This window comes from Nonomuraea sp. NPDC048881 (genome assembly GCF_040649795.1).
Classification (GTDB): Bacteria; Actinomycetota; Actinomycetes; order Streptosporangiales; family Streptosporangiaceae; genus Nonomuraea.
This window is the reverse complement of the sequence record NZ_JBEZGC010000007.1, coordinates 1-4,124: the sequence shown is the minus strand read 5'-3', so window position 1 is coordinate 4,124 and position 4,124 is coordinate 1. Positions and strand designations below refer to the sequence as shown.

General features: G+C 63.5%; 2 protein-coding genes and 1 pseudogene. 2 read left to right on the top strand and 1 reads right to left on the bottom strand.

Features of this window, described 5'->3' with window-relative positions:
• Positions 1–199: 199 nt before the first annotated feature.
• On the top strand, positions 200–655 hold the full coding sequence (locus AB0C33_RS24950; RefSeq protein WP_358291840.1) for a hypothetical protein: 456 nt from the start codon (positions 200–202) through the stop codon (positions 653–655).
• 785 nt (positions 656–1,440) lie between these two features.
• On the opposite strand, the gene AB0C33_RS24945 is transcribed toward AB0C33_RS24950, so the two are convergent.
• Positions 1,441–1,938 carry a DUF402 domain-containing protein gene (locus tag AB0C33_RS24945; RefSeq protein WP_358291838.1) on the bottom strand — a complete coding sequence of 166 codons (498 nt, stop codon included), beginning with the start codon at positions 1,936–1,938 and terminating at the stop codon, positions 1,441–1,443.
• A 783-nt stretch (positions 1,939–2,721) separates the two neighbouring features.
• On the opposite strand from AB0C33_RS24945, the pseudogene AB0C33_RS24940 reads away from it, so the two are divergent.
• Positions 2,722–2,908: pseudogene (locus tag AB0C33_RS24940) on the top strand (transposase); the annotation flags it as partial.
• Positions 2,909–4,124 lie beyond the last annotated feature (1,216 nt).

Sequence of the window (4,124 nt, the reverse complement as noted above, 5' to 3'; positions counted from 1 at the left end):
ACCCTCACGGACCCTCACCTCAGAGAACCGAGCCCCAGAAGCCCGAGATTCGGCGCCCCGAGCATCAGGGGTCCCAGCGCCAGGCCGCCGGGGCGTAACGGCCGAAAGCGCTGCTCGGTCATTTCAGAGCACCACAGTCCGCACCCCCACCGCCTCGAACACCACCGGCCACCCCACCCCCCACCACCCCATCGACACGATGGACCTCGCCCTCGGCCCCCTCGCCGACGAGGTAAGAGCAACCCGGGTGAGACTGTCAGCCTCCCTCCGCCACCGCCTCATCTCAGCCGCCCGGCGAACAGCGCCGAACATCCCCATCACGCTGCACGCCGACCCGAACCCATGGGCCACCGGCGCCTTCGCCGCCCTCCCCTCGGGCGACCCGAGCCTGAACGTCCTCGTGGGCAACTGCTGGGGCGACACCCGCACCGACGCCGCCCGCCTCACAGCCCTGGCGAACCTCTGCACGCCCGGCCAACGAGTAGGCGCCTACGTCCTGACCCTCCCACCCCGCCCCGCCGACGCAGCCGCCCTGGCCGAACAACTGAAGATGTACGCCGATGCCGGCGCCACAGAATTCCACCTCTACCACGCAGGCCTGGCGTCCCCCCATCGCCTCTCCGCCATCGCAACCGCGCTCCGCCTCCTCCAATAGCCGCACTCCAACGGCCTACACCAGCCCCCGAAGCCCGACCACGAACCACTGACCGATCACCGTTCCGAACCGAGCCAACAGCGGGCCCTGAGCTCCCAAGAGACCACCAACGGCGCAGCCCACACCCAGCCCCAAGCCTCACCACCAACAGGGCAGCCGCCGACAACTCACCGAAACACGGAACCACCTGATCAGTAGCGCCGCCCTGTGGCCCGGCACCTCACACCCTCAGACGGACAGACACCAACCCAGCGGTGCCTCACTCCTCACCCGCCGATGCCTCTGTCGCGAAACGAGCCACCGTCGCAGAGAGCAGCGATGCACCAGGCACGCGTCGATCTCCAAGCCCTCGGATTCACACCGGAGAGCCCGCACGAGGTCGCTGACAGCTCGCCCTGCGAGCCGAAGCCCCAAGCGACGATCGACCAGCAAGCGTGATCGGCCATCTGGCGAAGGTCGCAGACCGCCCTGCCACGATCATCGATTGCCCGCCTTGGCGCAGCAGTAGGCGGGCGAACACTCACCTACCAGCGCGAGCGAAGGAAGCCACAACAACCGCTCTCCCACAGCACGCCATGACACAGGCAACCCGTCGCACCTCAACGGGCGCAAGATTCACACCACAGACCAGGCGCTCCCCCGCCACCCATCACCATCACCGTCCGGACCCCAAGGTCACTTACCTGACCAACGCCAGCCGCCACCCGACACACCCCGCCGTGTCAGCCGCCGGCGCAAGCCCGAACTCGCCGCCCCACTTCGCCCACCACCCGAACCGACGGCACTCATTCCATCATCGCAAGCCACTTCACGTGCGCTCCCCCGAACGGCCCTCTACGAGCCCCGACCGCGTCCATCAACCACCGCGCGCTCGCCTCCGCCCCGGCGATCAACTCCGGCGGATACCCCAGCACCACCTGATGCTCGGCGAACTCGTCCTCATCGTCGAGAATGAGCCGCCCATCCCGCTTCCTGATCACGTCGAGATCGAGATCCAGCATGGTGACCTCGTCATCCCGCCACTCGGGAACCGTGGTGACATCCACATAGACCTCAGTGCGATGCGGTGCCGCATTGAACGATGCCGTCCACCAGGCATCCCGCGGGAACAGCATGATCGCGTGGTTATCCCAGGTGATCGCCGGCCCATCCCCCTTGCGGGCAACCGTCCCGCCGGGCACGGCCACCCAAACCCCGTATTGATCGTCTCCGAGCACCGTGCCCGGATGGTTCCAGTGCAACGCCCCGCCGTACTTCCGAAACACCACCCGTACATCACTCATAGAACAAATCTACTTTTCGTCGCCCCCCACCACGAGAACCGAGAGGTCACCTCTCTCTCCTCCCCTCCTCAGCCCGCCCTCTCCCAGCCCCGTAGGCCCTGCCCTCGCCACAGATTCAGCCCCGCACAGCACATGCCTTAAGCCACGCAACACTCCCCAGAGCCGATGGACCTTCCCCTTAACCAACTCCTAGAAGACGAGCCAACCATCAGCGGCCACTCCCGACTACCCTCGAGACCTCTGAGGGACTTGCACTGGAAGCAGAAATACAGCTCGTCCTAAGTCGAAGTCCACACCGAGCGCATTCAGACTTCTGACCTGCGAACCACAACGACGAGCGCCCGTACTCCCAACCGGTCCAGCGCCAGCCAGCTCGCGCTACACCAACGCCAGCACGCTCTACTCCCGCTGGAAAGTCACATCAATCTAAACAGTAACGCCCTCATCAGGACAAGCCCCATCATGCATCAGCAGAAACCGCATCACCCGCAGCCAGCTCTATCCGTTTCACTTCAAGCAAGCCCCGAGGAACTTCTACAACCGCACACCAGATGCTATAAAGCGGCATTATCGACCCATCAGACCCCCAACAATATCAGCCTTGATAGGCTGCGACCTTTCACCCAAATACCCAGGCATTTTCATCGTTCCCACCCCGCTCACACACTTCCAGCCAAAGAACGCTCCAAGGAGCCCCCTTACCACTCCTCTCGGATCCCGCTTAAATAGTGAGCCGTGGCAACACGTAGCGACTCGACTGACAAAGCATGAGACCGGACCACCCCCTACTCCCGTCCGCCGCGGGCCCTAGCCGCCCCTGGCGTGGACGCCGGCAAGTAGTGAACGGAATCGGCGCCTTGAGACCGGATCGACCTGGCGAGAAATCCCAAGATGCTACGGCCCCTGGCAAACCTGCTACGAACGCTACAAACGCTGGACCGAGGACGGAACATGGGCACGGGTCCTAGCGAATCACAAACCGAAGAAGACCCTCCCCCCAGAGCATCACCCACCCATCAACCCGCACACCCCGAAACACTCAAAAGACTCAAATCCCACCAGACAACCCCTGAAATCCGCGACAATTGCACCTAAGACGCAAAAAACACCTGGCCCTACTCGCCCCGGATCGTCCACCTTCGCCATTCCACCAGCATCAAGATAAGAATTCGCTACCACAACTAGGCCACCGGCTAGTAATCTTCACCCTGAGCAAGCCGAAACAGCGAACAGCTCCACACCCACCTGTTCAAGTAGGACAGATCGATCCGATACCGGATCCCATAGACACCCGCGCGGGCACTTAGAATCCCCCTCCATTTTGCCCGCGCGGGCACCTACCAGTTCCCCCATTCCGGCCCGCGCGAGCACCAACCCCTACACCTGTGCCCGCGCGGGCCGCCCCTTTGGGGTCGTGCAATGCCACACAAACCCACCATCGATGTTCACACCCAAGCTTCACGAGCGCGTAAGCCCCGCAGGGACAACGCCTCCATCACGACCAAACAGACCCTGTAACCCACCCCAGCATGTCCATCCTCAGTACGCCCCCATACCGCTTGCGCCGCCCCCTGCCTGCTGCCCCCCATCAAGCCATCGGCCAACGACTTCAGCCGCACCTCCCCGAAACTAGACATGCATTTGCACGCCTCAGCACCGACATCACGCGGCTCCAGCGGAAACCCTCCCGCTGCCCCGGCTCCCCTACGCCGGAACACTTTCCCTTCGGCGCACGTCGATGCCGACACAGTCGACAAACACACCTCCTGCTCGAACCCACTGCCCCTGACTCGGTTGACGCGAATCGCGCCCAGTACCGCCCCCCTGAAGCCGAGATCCAAAGCACCCTCAGCGGCGGCGACGTCGCCCGCGTCTTCGCGGCGTAGCCATGATCGAGCCTGATCAGTACCTACGCCCTGCCTTCGCCTCGCATAAGGCCCGAACCAGCCGAGAATCGATCAAGGACGATTGCCGCGCATCTGGCAGACGAGGTTCCCATGGCACCCTGAACCCGCAGCCGAAACTCGGCCGACTGCCCAGAATTCAGAAGCCCAAATCACGAAGGGACTGTAAAACTAACGGCGGATCTGATGATCAAGGAAGAGACGCTTGATGTCCGAGACCGCCGTGGAGTCGCTGTCCATGAACGAACTGCCTGTCGAGCCGGACCGCTCGATGACGAACGA